Here is a 17,867-nt window from a genome sequence, read left to right as displayed (position 1 = left end):
CCTTTCTTTATGGACAGACCTTGGTCAGTGCCGGTGCGTCTGCATCGTTGCTCGGTGTGATGTCACTGAGCATCCCGTTTTCGATGCGGATCAGGCGGTCTGCCAGGCCAAAGTACGTATCGTCATGGGAGATAACGATCACCAGTTTTTGACGCTCTCGCAGGTCCGACAGGATCCTGTTGTAGAAGAAGTGCTTGAACACCGGGTCTTGGTCGGCCGCCCACTCATCGAACAGGTAGCAAGGACGGTCCTCCAGTCAGGCGCTGAGCAAGGCCAGGCGTTTGCGTTGTCCGGTGGACAGCGCCAAGGTCGTCAACTGTCCATTCTCGATCCGCACCTTATGGTCCAGTTGCAGGTGAATCAGGTATTCCCGAGCCTGCTGCACCCGCTGTGGGTCATCGCCGTTCAACAGGTCTTCGAACAGGCAAAAGTCGGTAAAAATCGCCGAGAAGTGCTGCCGGTAATGATGATTGCTGCTGGCTGAAGACACTTGTTCGTCGAGCTCGATGTCACCGCTTTCCGGCCGGTAAAGGCCGGTCAGCAACAAGGCCAGGGTGGTTTTTCCGCTGCCATTGCCGCCGGTGATGAACACTACTTCGCCGGCATTGAGGGTGAGGTCTATGGGGCCAAGGGTGAAATGACCGTCCTCGCGTTCGCGATAATAGGTATGGGTGACTTGCCGGCAGACCAGGCTGCGAACCTGGGGCTGGGAGGGCCTCTGCACGGTATCGCTGACGGTTCGCAGTTCGCCTTCCAGGGCGCGGATCTTGTTCAGTGCGATGCTGGCACGGCCCAGAATGGGCAAGGCATGCATCAGCTCGGATAGCGGAGTAATCATGTAGAGGATGGTCAGGATATAGCCGGTGGCCAGACTGGCATTCATGTCGATGAAGCGCGGCGCAGCGAACAGCACCCCGCCGATCAGTATGTAGAACACCGCATTTCCCCAATTGAGCACGACAGCGTAAATGCTCATGCCGCGCACGAAATCCCGACGGTATTGCTGGCTTACAGGTAGCAGCAGGCGAGTGAAGAAGTGTTGTCGACGCGGGTGGTTGAGCTGCAATTCCTTGCTGCCGTCGGTAAGCAGGCGGTATTGATCGAACAACTGATCCTTGAGCTCACGAGCGCGCGCGATCGACGTCAGTGCCTGACGCTGCGGCCAATTGAAACTGAGGCTGCCCAGGACGATCAGCAATAGCGTCAAACCGAGTAGCGGCAAACTGAGCCAACCCAGATAGGCCAGGCAGGCGGTGATGATCCCGGTGTTGACCAGCAAGATTGGAACCAGCTCAACCGCTTGGCTGATGGTCTGTGAATCGTCGGTCAGCATGGTCAGAAGACGGTGTTTGCCCAGGCGTTGCAACTGCGCGTAAGGCGTATCGATCAGCTTGGCACTCAGATGCAGGCGCATATCGTGGACGGCACCCTGTCCCAGTCGCAGCAGGCTTACGTCTGATGCCACCCGTGACACGACTGCCAACCCCACCAGTGCGACAAAATACAGACCATCCGCGGGACGCAACTGATCAAACACTTCCAGGCTGTGGTTGATCAAGGCAATCAGGCCCGCTGCCGCCAGCCCACAAATCAGGCCCGTCAGGCTCGCGATAAAAAGCGCGAGCCATGAGCGTTTGGCCATGAGTATCAGCAAATCCATTTCAAGCCGCTCCGCAAGTGATGATGGCCGCAAGGCGCGCAACCCGTTGCCGCTGCAGAGCTACCGATCAGCTTAACCACTGCGAGTGGAAAGCAACCAACGCTGAGAGCACGGCAGAAAACGCCTCGAAATACTGCCACGGATTGTATTCGGTCTGATACACGTCGGCATGATAAATACAAATGAGATGAGTTATCAAAAGCGTTTAAATAAGCATTTCTTTAGATTAGACTCCCGCCAGCCGTAGGAAAGTGGCGTTATCGACGTAAGAAAAATCACAAAACATCTGTCGCAGGGGAGCGGGGCGTGAATTTCAAAAAGAATACAATTGCGTTGGCTGTGGGGTCGGCGGTCTGCCTGTCGAACAGCGCATGGGCAGTTGAACAATCGAACACGATGGAGATCGCTCCGATCACGGTGACGGGTGAAAAAATCAACCGCACCCTGGAGCAGACCCAGTCCAGTGTCGTCGTGGTGACTGACAAGCAATTGCGCGAAAAGGAAGACCATGACCTGGTCGATGTATTCGCCCGTACGCCGGGTGTCTACAACCAGTCCGGTAACGAGAACTGGGGCATCCGTGGCGTACCGGTGTCCGGTTTCGAAGACCAGGGCCCGGCCACGCTCAACGGTGCGGTTTCGGTGTTCGTCGACGGCGCCGTGCAACCCAACCGCGCCCTGACCCTCAGCCCGATGCCGCTGTGGGACGTCGAGCAGGTCGAAGTGTTCCTCGGTCCGCAGTCCACCACCCAGGGCCGTAACTCACTGGCCGGTGCCGTGGTCATCCAGACCAAGAACCCGACTTTCGAACCGAGCCTTTCATTACAGGGCAACATGGGCAACTACGGCGAGAGCGGAGGGGCGCTTGCCGGTGGTGGCGCAATCGTCGATGACAAGATCGCCGGTCGTATCGCCGTGGATTACCAGGACGGTGACGGTTACATCGACAACATCGCTCTCGATAATGATGCCAACCCGACCCGCACCTACAATGCCCGTGGAAAACTGCTGATCCTGCCGAACGACGATCTGGATGTTCTGCTGACTTACGCCCATGGTGAAAGCCGCAAGGGCGACAACTCGGTCATGCGCGAAAACGGCAAGGTCCGCTATTTCGACGTGTCGTCCGACACCAAGGCTTTCGACAAACTCGAACAAGACACCGTCAGCGCCAAGGTGGATTACCGCCTGGACGACAACTGGTCCATTACCAGCCTCACCGCCAATACCAGTTCGGACTATGACGCCCGCCTGGACTTCGACCAGACAGCCGATGCCAACGAGGTCGTTCTGCGCAAGCAGGATGGCGACCTGTTCAGTCAGGAACTGCGCCTGAACTATACCGGTGACACGGTGAAGAGCTTCGCGGGTGTCTACTACGGCCACAACACCAACAACTTCCACGACCAATTGTTGTTTGACAACGAACTGGTCGGCACCGTCAAGGGCGATACGACGATAGAAAACAAAGCGGTGTTCGGTGAAATCAACTGGACGTTTGCCCCGCGCTGGACACTGATCACCGGGCTGCGCTACGACCACGAGAAGAACAACACCGACATCGAGCAGGACGACTTCTCCACCTCGGGAAAAACCAGCAAGTCGTTCGATGCCGTGCTGCCGAAGCTGGGTATCGACTATGAACTGGCTGCGAATCAGTACGTCGGCTTCATGGTGCAAAAAGGCTATCGCGGCGGTGGCGTCAACGTTCGTTCCGGCTCCGGTCACGAAGCTTACGATCCGGAATACACCACCAACTACGAGCTGTCCTACCGTGGCTCGTTCTTCGACCAGACCCTGCGTACCCGCGCCAACCTGTACTACACCGACTGGAAAGACCAGCAGGTCAGTGTGCTGGACCCGAACACCGAGTTCCTTCACGTGTTCAACGCCGGTCGCAGTGACATCAAGGGCCTGGAAGTCTCCGTCGAGAAGGACTTCACCCAACAGCTGACCCTGACGGCCGGTGCCTCCGTTACCGATGGCAAGTACAAGGACTTCGTCGCGAGCGATGGCCGGGACATGAGCGGCGAGGACTTCCTCTATTCGCCCAAGTACAAGATGGCGCTGGGCGGTACCTATCGCTGGAATGACCGTCTGACCCTGAACACCGACGTCATTTACCAGAGCACCTCACCGTCGGAGTATGAATTCGATGAAGCGGGTCAGGTCATTGATGTGCGCAAGTCCGACGCCTACTGGCTGACCAACTTCAACGCCGAGTACAAGATCACCAAGAACGTCGCGGTGTCCGGTTACGTGAAAAACGCCTTCGACAAGGAATACATCACCAACAACCGCAGTGGCGACATCATTGATGTTGGCGCCCCGCGCACGCTGGGCCTGATCCTGCGCTACGACATGTAAACCCTTGGACGCGGGGAAGGAATCCCGCTTCCGGTTTCAAGGCGGTCGTCACCCTCAAAAGAGAAAGGCGGGTGCAGTGACGCGAACAATCTGTGAGTGGATAAGCATTCTCTTGATCGGCTGCTAATGGCCGATTTCTGTCTGTCGCCAAGGGCTGCATCTGCCCCCATAGCAGTCAATCACCTAAGGCGCTACGCTTGTAGGCACGCTCCTTTGGGTACAGACAATTCCGATATGAAACACATATTTGATCGTTTACGTGGCTGGGCCAGAAACCTGAAACGGCAAACGATGGTTCTCTGGTTTTGCTACCGACATCCGCAAACACCTTGGTTACCCAAGTGGATTTCGGTATTTGTCGTGGCGTATGCGCTGAGTCCAATCGACCTCATTCCTGATTTCATTCCTGTGCTTGGATATCTGGACGATGTGATTATTTTGCCTATTGGCATTCTGCTCGCTATTCGCTTGATGCCTGCGCAGGTGCTCGAGGAGTGTCAGGTCAAAGCGAATGAGTGGGAGAACAGCCGTGCGAAGCGGCCAGTGAACAGATTTGCTGCGGTAATCGTTGTATTAATCTGGTTCGTTGCTGCGGTGATTTTGGGGGGCTACTTTCTTTGAATAGAAGTCGCGTTCTCATGACCTCTTCTGGCCCGGAGTGTGTAACAACGCCTTTGCGAACCCTTGCTATGATTTCTGAGGACTTCAACCCGGTTTGTGAGTTCCAGAATGACCGCTTCGAGGGCAAGTTGGTTTGCATTGATCTTGAAGAGCAGGGAAGGGAGCAGGTTTGAGTCAGGCACCGCAAATCCTCCGTGGAAAGCTCTGCGTAGCAGTCGAAAATTGCGTTGCAACGGTACATGCAAACTCCTTGGGGGCCGCGCGATCAGACCCCAAAGCGGATGCTTTGCCAGTAGCTCGCTGTTTTCTGTCATCGTCCCAAGGAAAATCTTGATGAGGTTGAGTGCGCCTCGCGCCAGAAAATGGTTGCGCAACTCAAAATCCGACCCTTCAAAACCGCTGGGCACAGCTTGTTTAAAATCAGTAGCTTGCGGAACAAGTGACGTGCTAACCTATTGATCTACTTAGCTTTGTTGGTGGATTGCAAATCCGCCTACGCCGGTTCGATTCCGACCTCGGCCTCCACTCATAAACAAGCTCCGTAGATCTATGATTTACGGAGCTTTTTTATCTGCACTAGCCTGCAAGATTTAGTCTTGAAAAGGGTATTTGCGAACTTGCTTCACCGGGGCGGGATGTATATATTTCCACCTCTGCTGCACAAGCGTCAGAACTGCCAGATCGTTATTTGGCAAAATCTGGACGCTTCACCGCGCTACCGCCCGAATGGCGAAACTGGTAGACGCATGGGACTTAAAATCCCCCGCTCGTAAGGGCGTGCCGGTTCGATTCCGGCTTCGGGCACCATATATATCAAGGGTTTGCGAGCGAAAGCTAGGCAAGCCCTTGTTTGTTTCTGAGTCGCAATTCTGGCTTTGGGTCGCAATTCACTTGGTAGGCGAGACTTTCTTACCTATGCGATTGCGGATGTATTGCTCGGTCATGACAACGGTAGTATGCCCAATTGCCACCGTCATTGGTGTGCCATCCTCCGAAACGATCAGCCGTGTCGAGCGGCCCCTATGTTCTTTTTTTCGGGACATGATTCGATCAATCAAAGCTTTCAGTTCGCCAGTTATCTCAATCCGGCGTTTTGCATTCGTCTTGCCTTGCAGGCCCCGGATTTGGTCGTCTCGGACATCCCGTTCGTCCAGCAATCGGGTATCGGTCACGCGCTGACCGGTTAGATTGGCCAGGTCCATCGCATCTTGCCATCCTGAAGAAAGGAGCCCCCCGGCAAATGCCGGGGGAATTGCGCGAGGTCTATTTCGATACCACGATGCCTGCTGGCTTCCAGGTTCCTTCGCCAGCCGGCAGGACTGAAGGCGGCGTCTCCTTGGGCCAATAGAGGCGCATCACCAAATAAATCGGGCCGTCGGGTGCGGGCAGCCAGTTGCCTTCCAGCGCCTTGCCAGGCGAGGTCCGTTGGAGGTACAGGGTCAGCGACCCGTCGGCATTCTTCTTCATGCCGGGCAGCATGGGCGAGTTCAGTAGATAGCGGTTGATCGGGTTCTTGATCAGGAGCTGTGTTTTGCCGTCGTACATGGTCACCGACCAGAAGGCGTTGACTGGAGGTAGTTGCCCCGCCGGGAAGGTGAGTGTGTAGTTATGCTTGCTGCCATCCAGTGGCTCGCCGGTCGCGGTCGTGCGGGTGATGGGATAAGTGGCTTCCACGGCATCGTTGCCGTATATACCGCCTTTGGCCGCGCCCGCGCGCTTCAACCAGTCGCCATTATAGAAATGGCGGTCGCCAAAGTACGAACCGATGCCCCAGCCATTGACATTCTTGAGTCCGCCGGACAACCACTTTTCCACCTTCTCGTCACCTTCCTTCATGCCCAGCAGGACAGCGGCCTTGTGTTCGAGCGAGAGGTCTTTGAACTCGAAGCTCTTGCCTGGTCCAATGCCAATTTTCGCGATTCGAGCCCGAATTTCCCTGTCTTCCGGTGTTGGCGGAACATACTGGAGCGCGGCATCAAGATATTCGAAGAAGTTCTCCTTGATCCCCGCGGTGGTGGTTGGAGGGAAATTGATAACCGGCGAAGCAGGGGGCGCCGGTTGCTTCAAAAACGCCGACAGCGGCTGGGCTTTGTAGCCGGACTGCACCTTGATCACATTCGGCATGTCCTTGGGATTGAAAAGCTGGGTTCGGTAGCCGGCCACCGTGAAGGGCGTTGTCGAATAGAAGACTTGGCTGATGCCTGGTGGCATGGAACCCTTCCAGTCAGGCCCGACCACCATGTAGTTACCCGGGCCGTTGCCCGTGGTGCGGCTGCCGATGTAGCCGTAGTTGTAGGTGTTGCCGTCGATCAGTTGCACCGAGTAATAACGTTTCTTTTCCACTGCGGGTACCGTGAGCACCATGGGCTCGGTGCGCAGATCCATCCAGAGGAAGGAGTAGGGGGTATCGCTGTTGGGCGTGACGATGGCCGTATCCTGGTAAGTGAAGACACGGGGTTCGTTCTTGATCTGATTGAACGGAGCTTTGAACTGCGGGCTGCTTTTGTCCACGGCGTACTCATACATCACCGCATAGTTCATGACGATCGGCAGTCCGTAGATGAAGGCCTCTTCGGCGATGGCCTTGGTTTGCGTGAGGCTGGGCGCGGCGATGCCCTTGGCTGCGTCGGCTTTTTCGGCCTGGGCCACGGGGTCGTTCTTGCTGGCACAGCCTGATACAAGCGCCACCGAAACGGCAGCGATGGCGATCCATTTCATGCATGAATATTCCGGTTTCATCCTTTGTCGCTCCCGACCAAGATCCTCTCTGCCCTGGACGTCTTGATCAGCGTTTGAACACGCCGAGACTCCAGCTGGTTTACTGCCGAATCTGAGCGTAGGCCATGAAGCAAACCTCCGCTAATGACTGGGGGGGCAGCCAACAGCGGAGGTAAACTTTTTCTTTGGGACAAACAGACTGCTGAAGCGAATTCAACAGAATCGGCCGATTACTGCCCGTCGTGAAGGACAGAAAGCCCAATGCGGTCCATCGATGCCTGCTTTCGACAAAATGGTCCATTCTGTCATCAATGTTCATTAGGGCCGATTCGCGAACAGCTTTCTATTTGAGCTGCGCAAACGTCTGTCATTGCGCGACAATCTGCCAGTACCGATGTATGCAGAACATCGGTGCTGGCCTCGGCGCTACTTGACCTCTTCAACCTCATAATTCACATAACCGAATTCGTTGCTGCGAGCCGCCACGTACTTGCCGTTCTGCTCGAATACCGTGGCCTCGAAGGGCGTGCCGCCGAGTGTTGTCAGCAGATGCCCGTCCTTGATTTCATACTTGGCCGGCACGCCGAACTGACCGCCATGCAGCATGTTCAGGTATTCCCCCTCTGCGGGCGGTTTACCATCGACGCTGGCGACCAGGCGTTGGCCGTCGGTGCCATAGACGATTTCGAATGTCTGGCCGGTGACGGTATTGCGCACCTTGATGGTTTTGCCCACCACGAAGGTTTGCAACTGCTCGTTGGTGAGCGCTTTGGCGCCTTCGGTTTTCAGTTGATCAATGGTTTTGCCGCCAGCGACAGTCTTGCTGTCCTCGGCTGTCGGTGTGTACCAGATCGGTGAGGTCCACGCGCGCTCCTGGACGGTGGGCGAGACGTCGGCCGGTGGCGGTACTTGCAGCTTGGCCGCGTCATAGGTGCTCCAGCGCGGTGTCGGGATCTGTAGCGCGCGGGCGTAGTAGAACGCGTGCTGGGCCGGATCGAAGTCCGGATCGACCCAGACTTTTTTCAACTCGGTGGCACCGATGGTATTGGTGTAGGTCGCCTTGGAAACATCGACCGTCGAGCCCACCGGTGGGACCTTGCCGGTGACCGGGTCCGGTTGGCGATCACCGGACCAGGCGACGTCGTAGATCTTCTCGAAGGTCTGGCCGTTTTTGGTCCAGCCCTTGATGATCTGGATTCGGTCGAGGTTGCCATCGTCGGCATCCTTGACCGCCCATACCACGAAGGACGGTGCCTGTTTGCCCTGTTTTGCCGGCAAGTCGCCGCCCATGGGAACCCCCTTGGCGTAGGCGGCATGCACCCAGTCTTTTTCGTTCCACAGACTGTTGTCGAAGCCCCAGCCGCCAAACATGCGCACGGGGATGCGCACGCCGCTGGTGCCGTAGACCTCTTTACGCTTCATGGCATCGAAGATCGATTCACGGGTGTTTTCTTCCGCCCAGACACCGGCCAGACCGGAGGTACTGGTTTGCAGGGCCATCATGCCCGAGTTCTGTTTGCCGGAAAGTCGCGCCGCCGGGGTGCTGTCGGTGAAACCGTGGGAGCCGAAGTTGTTGCTTTGCGCATAGGGAATCACCCCGTTGTGCGAGTCGCTGGCGCCGACCACGCCCATTTTGTACGGGTTGTATCCACGGGCTTCCTGCAAGGCCATGCCGTTTTGCCAGGCCTGCCTGATGTAGCTGCCGTTGAGTTTCGAGGTGCTGTTGTCGATGCCGATCAGGAAACTCATGATTTCGTAATTGGCGAATTCGTCGGTCGGCGACAGTTCCGGGTGAGTTTCGGAGGTGCCCTTGACCTGGTGAATTTCGGTGAGCGATTCATTGCGCATCCGCGTTTCGGCCCACGCCGCATCGATCGGGCGGCCACGGTCATCGACGTCCACCGGAAACATCAGGCCGTTGCTGAGGTTGGCGTTGTGGGAGATCGCCAGTATTTCGTTGCCCTTTTTCCGTTGATCGTCCATCCAGCTCCACAGGTCCTCGGGTTTGCTCGAGTCGAGGGCCGTGAAGGGCAGGTCCGGCACCTTCTTCGAATCGCGGAAAAACACGTTGCGGTGCATGTTTTGATTGTTGGGCGCCGAGGTCCATTCATAGGCGACGAAGGTGGTGAACTTGCCGGGCTTGTAGTACTTGTCGGCGATGGCGATGTTCTGCTGCCAGATGTTGCCGGCCACCTTCGGATCAATCAGCTCCTTGATGGGATTGTTCAAGCTGCCGGCGATCCATTTGAACACCCGGTTGAAATCCTCCGGAGTCTTGGCAATCAGCTTTTGCGCGATGGGCAGTTTGCTGAAGTCTGACTTCGGATCGTTGGCCAGCGCGATCACGCCCACGTACTCCGAATGATCGGTCACGCCATGGAAATCCAGCGGTCGGCCTTTGAGCTGCACTTCAAACCCCATCGGATGCTTGACCGGCATGCCAAGCGAGTATTGGTAGGCCTGTTCGGGATCGACCTGATGGTTGCCGATCAGGTAAGCATCAATCGACCAGGAGCTGTGCGAGTGCGTCTGGCCAAAGTAAACCTCGCGGTCCGGGTTGCCTTCCGCCAATGCCAATGTGCTGACAGTCAGCACGGCGCAACCGAGCAGTGACGGCGTGGTGAAGTGTGTAAGGGTTTTCATATTCCACGTCTCCGGAATACGGCAGTGACAGGGTGAAGTTCAGGCCCAGAAACTCGAGACTCGTTCGAAAAACCAGAAGGCAGCCAGCGCTCCCAACCCGTAAGAAGCAATCGGTCGGGCGTATGAGAGCGCGGGCTGTGGCAGCCGACAACGCAGCAACAGCGCTCGCAGGCACAGCACGGCGGCGACAAACATCAACTGGCCGATTTCGACGCCGACATTGAAAGTGAACAGCGCCAGCGGCAGGTCGCGCTGGGGCAAGCCGATTTGCGCCAGCGCACCGGCAAAACCAAAGCCATGCAACAAGCCAAAACAGAACGCCACCACCCACGGCCATTGGAGGGTGAAGCTGACGTCACCACGGTTCTTGCGGGCGATTTCCACCGCCAGCAACAGAATACTCAGCGCAATCGTCGCTTCCACAGGCGGTCCGGGCAGCCGCACCGCACCCAATGTTGCGAGCGCCAGGGTGATGGAGTGGGCGAGGGTAAACGCGGTGATGGTCTTCACCAGCATCCAGCCATTACCCACCAGCAGCAGGAGACCAAAGACGAACAGCAGGTGATCAAAGCCGCCCAGAATGTGCTGGATGCCATGGACCAGAAACGCACCGGCCACCGAGAACGCTCCCGGCGTGGCAGCGATTTCTATCCAGGGTTGCGTAGGGTGGACGAGGGTGGTCGTCAGGCTGCCGTCCAGGCGCGAGACACGCACCAGCACATCGGTGATGCTCGCTTGCAGGCCGATAAAATCGATGCGCTGCCCGACCAGGCCGGCGGGACCGGCATCAATGACCCGGCGCTCGATCAGTGAGTCGTTCAGTTCGCTTTCCACCGGGTCAACGACAGTGCGCACACCTTCGGCAAACCGCAGCGCAATCGGCAATCGCATGCCTGAAAGCACCGGCGTGCGCCACAGTACGTCATAGCGCCCGGCAGCCGTTTCGTTGAGTTCCAGATAAGCGGGGCGCGACTCATGGGCCATGGCGCTCAGTCCCATGAACCCGAGAATCAACAGCAGCCAGACCGTGCGCCTCATTAAGGCCGCTCCGTTTGTATGGCGGCAATTCCACCGGCGGAAGCAGGCATCGTCACCACGACTTCATAGCGTGCTTTGAGTGCATCGAAATTCGCGCGTTTCGATTCGCTGCGTTGCTCGGACAACCAATCGGACTTGACCTGCTGGGCCACGGTTTCGAAGGGCGGTGCCGGTGGCTTGGCCAGCGTATCGATCCACACCAGATGCCAGCCAAAACCGGACTCCACAGGCCCCACCCAACTACCCGGCGTTTGCTGGAACAACGAAAGGGCGAACTTTGAACCGAAGACCCGCGCCACTTGATCCTGTGATTGCTCTGTGTAGGCGCTTTTAAACATGAAGGCATCGCCGTCACCGCTGTTTCTGTCATTCAGCCCTCTCAGCGCGGCTTGAGCCTGGGCCTGCGCATCCGCACCGCGTTTGTCCAGGGCGAAGAACACATGATGGAAGGTTGCCAGGGGGGGCGGGGCATATTGGTCCTGATGCTGCTTGTACCAGGCCTCAAGTACACCGGGTGCCGGTTCGCGAAGTGACGCTAAATCCTCGGCGAGGAAATCCATTTTTTGCGCCAGTCGGCGGCGAATGATGGTGTCGTCTTTATCCAGGCCAAGTTTCAGTGCTTCGCGATAGAGGATTTCCTCTTTCACATAGTCGTCAATCAGGGCCTGCAACTGTTGCTCCGAGGCGGGGCGTTGCCATCGTGCCAGCCAGGAAATCGCGATCCGCTGAACAACTTCTGGGGTAATTTCGATGCGTTGCGGATCTTGATTGATCGTTGAACGGTGCAAACCTCCGTACAGCACGAAGAGTGCGAAACCGGCGATTAAAAAGTGCAGTAACGGCTGGCGCAGGCATCGCTTGATTAACGAAAGTCGAGACTCTTTCGCTTCGCAGACGCTTAAGTTCATGACTTGTTGCCCCACGCTATTCTCGAATGGTTTTCGAAACAGAGTGGAGTATTGCTGCTGGGCCGGAACTTTCCACCGAGGTTAATCACGAAAAGCACTAAGCATTAGTCGTAATCGGATTAACCCATACCCCGAGCCCGTGCAGTCTTTCACCTATACAGCCCGGGACGGAGCGTTCATGTCATGAAAGGACTGCCGGTTTTCGCCGCGATCATCGAGGCTAAGGCGAAATGAACCGCGGGTTCGTGCCCGCAGCCTGCGCCCGGTAGGCTTTGGGCGCGCAGCCCTGGGCGTTGTGGAAAAAGCGGCTGAACGCACTCAGGCTGGAAAAACCCAGCACCTCGGCGATCTGTGAAAACTTCAAGTCGGTCTGGCTCAGGTATTTGCGGGCCAGGTCCAGCTTGGTCTGCTGCTTGATGGCCTGGAAGGTGGTGCCGCTGCCGGCCAGCCTGCGTTGCAGGGTTCGGCGGCTCTGCAGTTGATTGAGGGCGACGGCGTCCAGGGGCGCACCACTGCTGGAAAGCAGTTTGCGCACTGAGTCTTCGGTTGCCGAGGCCGGGCTACGGTTGCGTCGCTTTTGGTTTTCCCGCTGGTAGTCAAGCAGGGCGGGGCGGGAGAAGGGTTGTTGCTCGTTCAGTGGATGTGCAAGCACCTGGTGGCTGAGCAGCATGCCGTTGCACTCCTGATTGAAGAACACGTTCTGGCCGAACATCCGTGTGTAACTGGCGCGGCTATGCGGTTCCCGGCAACGCAGCATCACGCGTTCGGGCGACCACTGCGGATACAGTGCGCTGCGCAGCTTGCGCGCGAGCAAGGCCAGGCCCAGGTGGACGGACTGGGTTTCGTCGATTCCGGCCGTCGCGGTCACTTCGTAGTGCACGGTCATGCCCAGTTCGTGTTGCTCCAGGTGCACCAGGGCTCCGGACATCAGCACGTGGAAGTAGCGCGACAGCCGCTCGAGCCAATCGCCCACCGTGGTCGCTTCGCTGACGATGTCGAGCAGCGCACTGCCCAATACGCCCATCCCTTGCTTCTGTGCCAGCAGCAACCCGAAGTCCTCGCGACCGGTTTCCCGGGCGGCCAGGTCGAGAAAATGCACCACCTTTGGCACCGGCAGGAGGACGTCCAGCTGGTCCAGCGACTGCGCGGCAATCGATGCCCCATGGGCCACTCGCCAGGGGTCGCCGTGCAGGTCGGCGATCAGTTCGCGGGCACCGTACAGGCACATGCTGCGAATGAGATGAGTATCCATGGCACACGCCTTTGAGGATTAATGGCGCGAAGTATCAAATGATTGGCGCGTTTTATCAAATAAATGCCCGGCGCCTGCGCAGAATACAACCGCCCGAACCTTACAAAAACCACAACGGAGCGATTGCCATGCTGGGTCTGATGCAGGATCACCCCTTACTCATTTCTTCGGTACTGGAGCACGCGGTGTGCTCGCACCCCCAGGTCGAGATAGCCTCGCGCTTGCAGGACGGCACGGTGCATCACTGCACGTACGCCGACATCGGCCGGCGTGCCAGACAATTGGCCAATGCCCTCACAAACCTCGGCGTACAGCCCGGTGAGCGGGTCGGCACCCTGGCCTGGAACGGCTACCGGCACATGGAAATGTTCTATGGCGTCTCGGGCATGGGCGCGGTGCTGCACACCATCAACCCACGGCTGTTTGCCGAGCAGATCGAGTTCATCGCCAACCATGCCGAAGACCAGTACCTGTTTTTCGACCTGTCGTTCGCAGCCCTGATCGAGCAGCTTGCGCCACGACTGACCACGGTCAAGGCGTTCGTCGCCCTCGCCGAACGCAGCCAGATGCCGCACATCGTCGTGCCCAACCTGCTGTGTTACGAAGACCTGATCGGCGATGAACCCGAGACCTTCGCCTGGCCCTGCCTGGATGAACGCGTGGCGGCCTCCCTGTGCTACACCTCGGGCACCACCGGAAATCCGAAAGGGGTGTTGTACTCCCATCGCTCGACCTTGCTGCATTCGATGGCCACCTGCACGTCGGACGGGTTCAACCTGTCCTCGGCCGATACGGCGCTGCTGGTGGTGCCCATGTTCCACGTCAACGCCTGGGGCATGCCCTATTCGGCGGCGATGTGCGGCGCGCGCCTGGTCCTGCCCGGCGCGGACCTCGACGGGGCCAGCCTGTATGATTTGATGCAGCGTGAAAGAGTAACCCTGGCCCTGGGCGTGCCTACGGTGTGGATGAGCCTGCAACAGCATGTGCAAAACGCCGGGCTGATGCCGACCGCGGACCTGTGCCTGAACCGGGTCGTGATGGGCGGGGCAGCGGCGCCGCGCAGCCTGGTGGAAACCTTCGAGACTCGCTTTGGCGCCCGGGTGCTGCAAGCCTGGGGGATGACCGAGATGTCGCCTTTGGGCACGGTTTGCAATGCCTTGCCCAAGCACCGCGACGCCTCGCTCGACGAGCGCATCGACCTGCAGGCCAAGCAGGGCCGGGTGTTGTTCGGGGTAAGGATCAAAATCGTCGATGCAGACGGTGCCGAACTGCACCGTGACGGCAAGGCGTCCGGCCATTTGCGGGTCAAGGGGCCGTGGATCGCCAGTCAGTATTATCGGGGCGAGGGCGGGGACTTGCTCGATGAACAGGGTTGGCTGGTCACTGGCGATATCGCAACCATTGACCCCGATGGCTACATGCAGATCACCGATCGGGCCAAGGATGTGATCAAGTCGGGTGGCGAATGGATTTCCTCCATTGACCTGGAGAACGCCGCCTGCGGTCACCCGGCGGTGGCAGAAGCAGCGGTCATCGGCGTGCCCCACCCCAAATGGCAGGAACGGCCGTTGCTGGTGGTGGTGCTCAAGCAGGGCATGTTGGCGACCCGGGACGAGTTGCTCGGCTTTTTACAGAACCATGTGGCCAAGTGGTGGCTGCCCGACGCGGTGGCTTTCGTCGAGGCACTGCCCTATACCGCAACGGGTAAAGTGCAAAAAATGAAATTGCGCGAACAGTTCCGGGACTATCGTTTATAACCAGCGATACTTTGTACCCCAGTCCAAAGGGCCCCCCATGGATCGCATTGCACCGGAACTGGTCCTCAAGACCACGCCACCGCGAAGTCAGAAAACCGCTCACATGCGTGAGCGGCTGAGCATCGACTCCGCGGCCCTGGCGGACAAGATGGCCATTGCCGTGCAAGGCCCGGCGGGGTTTGGCAAGACGTTTCTGCTGGCCCAGTGGCGCCGGGAGTTTCTTTCCCGTGGGGCGGTGGTGGCCTGGTTGACGCTCGATGAACATGACGATGGCGTTCGATTCGCCCGGGGGCTCGCCGCGGCCATGGCCGTGGGCAGTGGCCGGGCAACGTTTGCCGGTTTCCTGGAGCGCATGCCCGGGCCCGGGCGCGACGAACTGGAAGGGCTGACCGACTGGCTGGCCGAGGTCGCGGACCTGGGCGGCGAAATCGTGCTGATGCTCGACGAAGCCGACCGCCTGCCCGAAGCCACCGTGCGCCATTGCCTGGCCTACCTGCTGCACAATGCCCCGGCCAACCTGCGCATCATCATGGCTTCCCGTGGGCGCTTGAACCTGCAGGTGACCGACCTGCAAGCCCGCGGCTTTTATGTTGCCATCGGCGCGGACGCCTTGCGCCTGCGGGTGGAGGAAACCGTGGCGATCCTCAGCAGCCGCTTCGGCCATCGTATCGATCCGGACCTGTGCGTGCGCTTGCACGAAGCCACCGAGGGCTGGTCGCTGGGCCTGCAACTGGCGATCGCTTCCATCGAAAAAAGCCCGAGCGTGGTCGCGGCGGTCGAAGAGCTGTCGGCAGGGACCGGGGATATACGACGCTATTTCGTCGACACCCTGATCGCCCACCTGCCCGCCGAACAGATTGAATTTCTGATCAGCATTGCGCTGCTGGAGATGTTGCATCCGTCCTTGTGCATCGCCTTGAGCGGTGACGAGCAGGCCGGTTTGCGCTTGCAGGAGCTGTGCGTGGCGACGCCGATTTTTGTCGAAAGCGTGGACAGTGAGTGGGTGCGTATCCACCCGCTGGCCCGGGAGTTCCTGCTGGGGCGCTTTGCCAGTCTGCCCGAGACTCGACGCCTGGACCTGCATGAGCGGGCAGCAAGCTGGCTCGAGGCCCATGAATTCTCCGAGCAGGCAGCTCGTCATTATCTGTTGGCCGGGCGCCCCCGCCAGGCGTATCAGATGATCGAGCAATGCCTGTACGAAATCATGTTGCGCGGGCAGTTCAGCCGGGTCCTGGAATGGGTCGAGGAACTGCCGGCGCAGGAGGTTGAATCGCGGTCGCGCATGTGCCTGGCGGCCGCCTGGTCCCTGGCCATGAGCGATCGGCATGAGGAAGCGGTGCGCCTGGTCGCCGGTATCCGGCAGGACCCGGTAAACGATGACAGCACACGCTGCGAGGCGGACATGATCCTTGCCACTGCCGCCTATTTTGCCGACCGGCCGGACGAAACGTTGACGCTGTTGACTCCTTGGCTGGACGCCTTGCCGACTGGCGAGATCAAGTTACAGGCCGTGGTCGCCAACCATATCTCGCGCCTGACCCTGTTCCAGGGCCAGCCGGAAAAAGCCCGGCGCATCTTTCAGCGGGCACCGTTGTATACCTGGAGCTCCGGCCTGGACGCGATTCGAGGTTTGGGCGAATGGGTAGTGGGCCTCAGCTACTTGTCCGAAGGCCGCCTGGTGCCGGCCGAAATGGCACTGCGCGACAGTCTGGCACGCGCCGAGCAGGATATCGGCCGACGAAGTCCGGTGGCGGTGATGCTGGCGAGCGGGTTGGCCACGGTGTTGCTTGAGCGCGATCAGCCGCAAGAGGCTGCGACAGTACTGGCCAACCGCCTGGACGTGGTCGAGCGACTGGCTTCTCCGGATGCGATTGTATTGGGCTTTCTCACCGCCGCTCGCCTGGCGGTACTGCAGGGCCAGGGGCATCGTGGTTATGACCTGCTCGAGGCGCTGTTTGTGCTCGGCGAAGAACGTGGCATTACGCGTTTCTGCATTGCTGCCCTGGCCGAGCAGATTCGCCTGCACGCGCTGCAAGGCCGGGCCGATACCTGTCTTGCATTGGGGCGCCGGCTCGATGCCCAGGTGCCGCAGGTCGCGCGCGAACAAACGGGCTTGCTCGGGCCGGAACTGGCCTTGATGGTGATGCTGGCCAAGGCCTATATCGCCCATGTGCAACGTGACTGGCAAGGGATGCTGGAGCTGTTGGAGCGTGCCAACGAAATAGCCGAGCGCATTCGTCGCGGCCGTGAAATTGTGCAGATCAAACTACTCAGGGCATTGGCGCTCCAGGAGTCGGGCGGCAACGGCCTGGCCTGCCTGCGTGAAGCGATCAGCCTGGCCGAGGAAAACGGCTTGCGGCGGATTGTCGAAGACACCCACCCGCAATTGCTCAAATGGATGCGCAAAATCCAGCACGAGGCACCCCCGACCGCTGCGCAAGGCACCCCACCACCCGCGCCGGCGTCACTGGTGACCAGTACGGTGTCGCCCAGCCGATTGCTGACACCCAAGGAGCGTGAAGTCTTGCAATTGCTCTCACGTAACCTGTCGAACAAGCAGATCGCCCTGGCGCTGAATGTCGGCGAAGAAACCGTGAAATGGCACTTGAAGAACCTGTTCGGCAAGTTCCAGGCCGGCACCCGCAAGCATGTGGTGGATCGTGCCTACATGCTTGGCATCCTCGATCCTGCCCACTGAGCCCGGCACTCGAACCCTGTAGCAGCTGCCGCCAGGCAGTGTTCGCGCGCGCAGCGAGCGCAGGATTTTGAGGTGTCGGGGGAGGTCCTGCGGACCTCAACGCAGCCTTCGGCAGCTGCTACCGGAGCGGGGTGGGCAGGGGGATCGTGCCCACTGAGCCCGGCACTCGAACCCTGTAGCAGCTGCCGCCAGGCTGCGTTCGCGC

General features: G+C 58.9%; 9 protein-coding genes, 1 tRNA gene and 2 pseudogenes. 5 read left to right on the top strand and 7 right to left on the bottom strand.

From position 1 onward, the window contains the following. Positions 1–7: 7 nt before the first annotated feature. Positions 8–1,660 (bottom strand): annotated as a pseudogene (locus AC07W4_RS03395) (cyclic peptide export ABC transporter). 306 nt (positions 1,661–1,966) lie between these two features. Here AC07W4_RS03395 and AC07W4_RS03390 point away from each other — a divergent pair. From AC07W4_RS03390 to AC07W4_RS03380, 3 genes are all read left to right on the top strand, one after another. Further along, complete coding sequence (locus tag AC07W4_RS03390) at positions 1,967–4,027, top strand: TonB-dependent receptor (protein WP_495031485.1); 2,061 nt, start codon at positions 1,967–1,969, stop codon at positions 4,025–4,027. Positions 4,028–4,261: 234 nt separating this feature from the next. Continuing rightward, positions 4,262–4,648 (top strand): YkvA family protein, encoded by a 387-nt coding sequence (locus tag AC07W4_RS03385; protein ID WP_495031484.1) that lies wholly within the window; start codon positions 4,262–4,264, stop codon positions 4,646–4,648. A gap of 720 nt (positions 4,649–5,368) precedes the next feature. Next, positions 5,369–5,455, top strand: a tRNA-Leu gene (locus tag AC07W4_RS03380). Positions 5,456–5,535: 80 nt separating this feature from the next. Here AC07W4_RS03380 and AC07W4_RS03375 read toward each other — a convergent pair. The 6 genes and pseudogenes from AC07W4_RS03375 to AC07W4_RS03350 form a co-directional block, all read right to left on the bottom strand. Continuing rightward, positions 5,536–5,859, bottom strand: a pseudogene (locus AC07W4_RS03375) (site-specific integrase); the annotation flags it as partial. 52 nt (positions 5,860–5,911) lie between these two features. Continuing rightward, positions 5,912–7,387, bottom strand: a complete 1,476-nt coding sequence (locus tag AC07W4_RS03370; protein WP_495031483.1) for a DUF1254 domain-containing protein — start codon at positions 7,385–7,387, stop codon at positions 5,912–5,914. 405 nt (positions 7,388–7,792) lie between these two features. Next, positions 7,793–10,009, bottom strand: a complete 2,217-nt coding sequence (locus AC07W4_RS03365) for a DUF3604 domain-containing protein (protein ID WP_495031482.1) — start codon at positions 10,007–10,009, stop codon at positions 7,793–7,795. A 39-nt stretch (positions 10,010–10,048) separates the two neighbouring features. Continuing rightward, a complete protein-coding gene (locus AC07W4_RS03360; protein ID WP_495031481.1) occupies positions 10,049–11,047 on the bottom strand; it encodes a HupE/UreJ family protein in 999 nt (332 codons plus the stop codon). After that, a complete protein-coding gene (locus AC07W4_RS03355) occupies positions 11,047–11,955 on the bottom strand; it encodes a peptidyl-prolyl cis-trans isomerase (RefSeq protein ID WP_495031480.1) in 909 nt (302 codons plus the stop codon). Before AC07W4_RS03355 ends, AC07W4_RS03360 begins: the two co-directional genes overlap by 1 nt. Before the next feature lie 220 nt (positions 11,956–12,175). Continuing rightward, positions 12,176–13,207, bottom strand: coding sequence for an AraC family transcriptional regulator (locus AC07W4_RS03350; RefSeq protein WP_495031479.1), 1,032 nt, complete (start codon positions 13,205–13,207; stop codon positions 12,176–12,178). Positions 13,208–13,335: 128 nt separating this feature from the next. On the opposite strand from AC07W4_RS03350, the gene AC07W4_RS03345 reads away from it, so the two are divergent. Then, positions 13,336–14,964 carry a 3-(methylthio)propionyl-CoA ligase gene (locus AC07W4_RS03345; protein WP_495031478.1) on the top strand — a complete coding sequence of 543 codons (1,629 nt, stop codon included), beginning with the start codon at positions 13,336–13,338 and terminating at the stop codon, positions 14,962–14,964. A 37-nt stretch (positions 14,965–15,001) separates the two neighbouring features. Beyond that, positions 15,002–17,662, top strand: coding sequence for a helix-turn-helix transcriptional regulator (locus AC07W4_RS03340; RefSeq protein ID WP_495031477.1), 2,661 nt, complete (start codon positions 15,002–15,004; stop codon positions 17,660–17,662). The last annotated feature ends 205 nt before the right edge of the window (positions 17,663–17,867 follow it).

This window comes from Pseudomonas sp. GW821-FHT02A08 (genome assembly GCF_059422045.1).
Note: the sequence above shows the minus strand (reverse complement) of the source record. Positions and strands in the feature narration are given on the sequence as shown.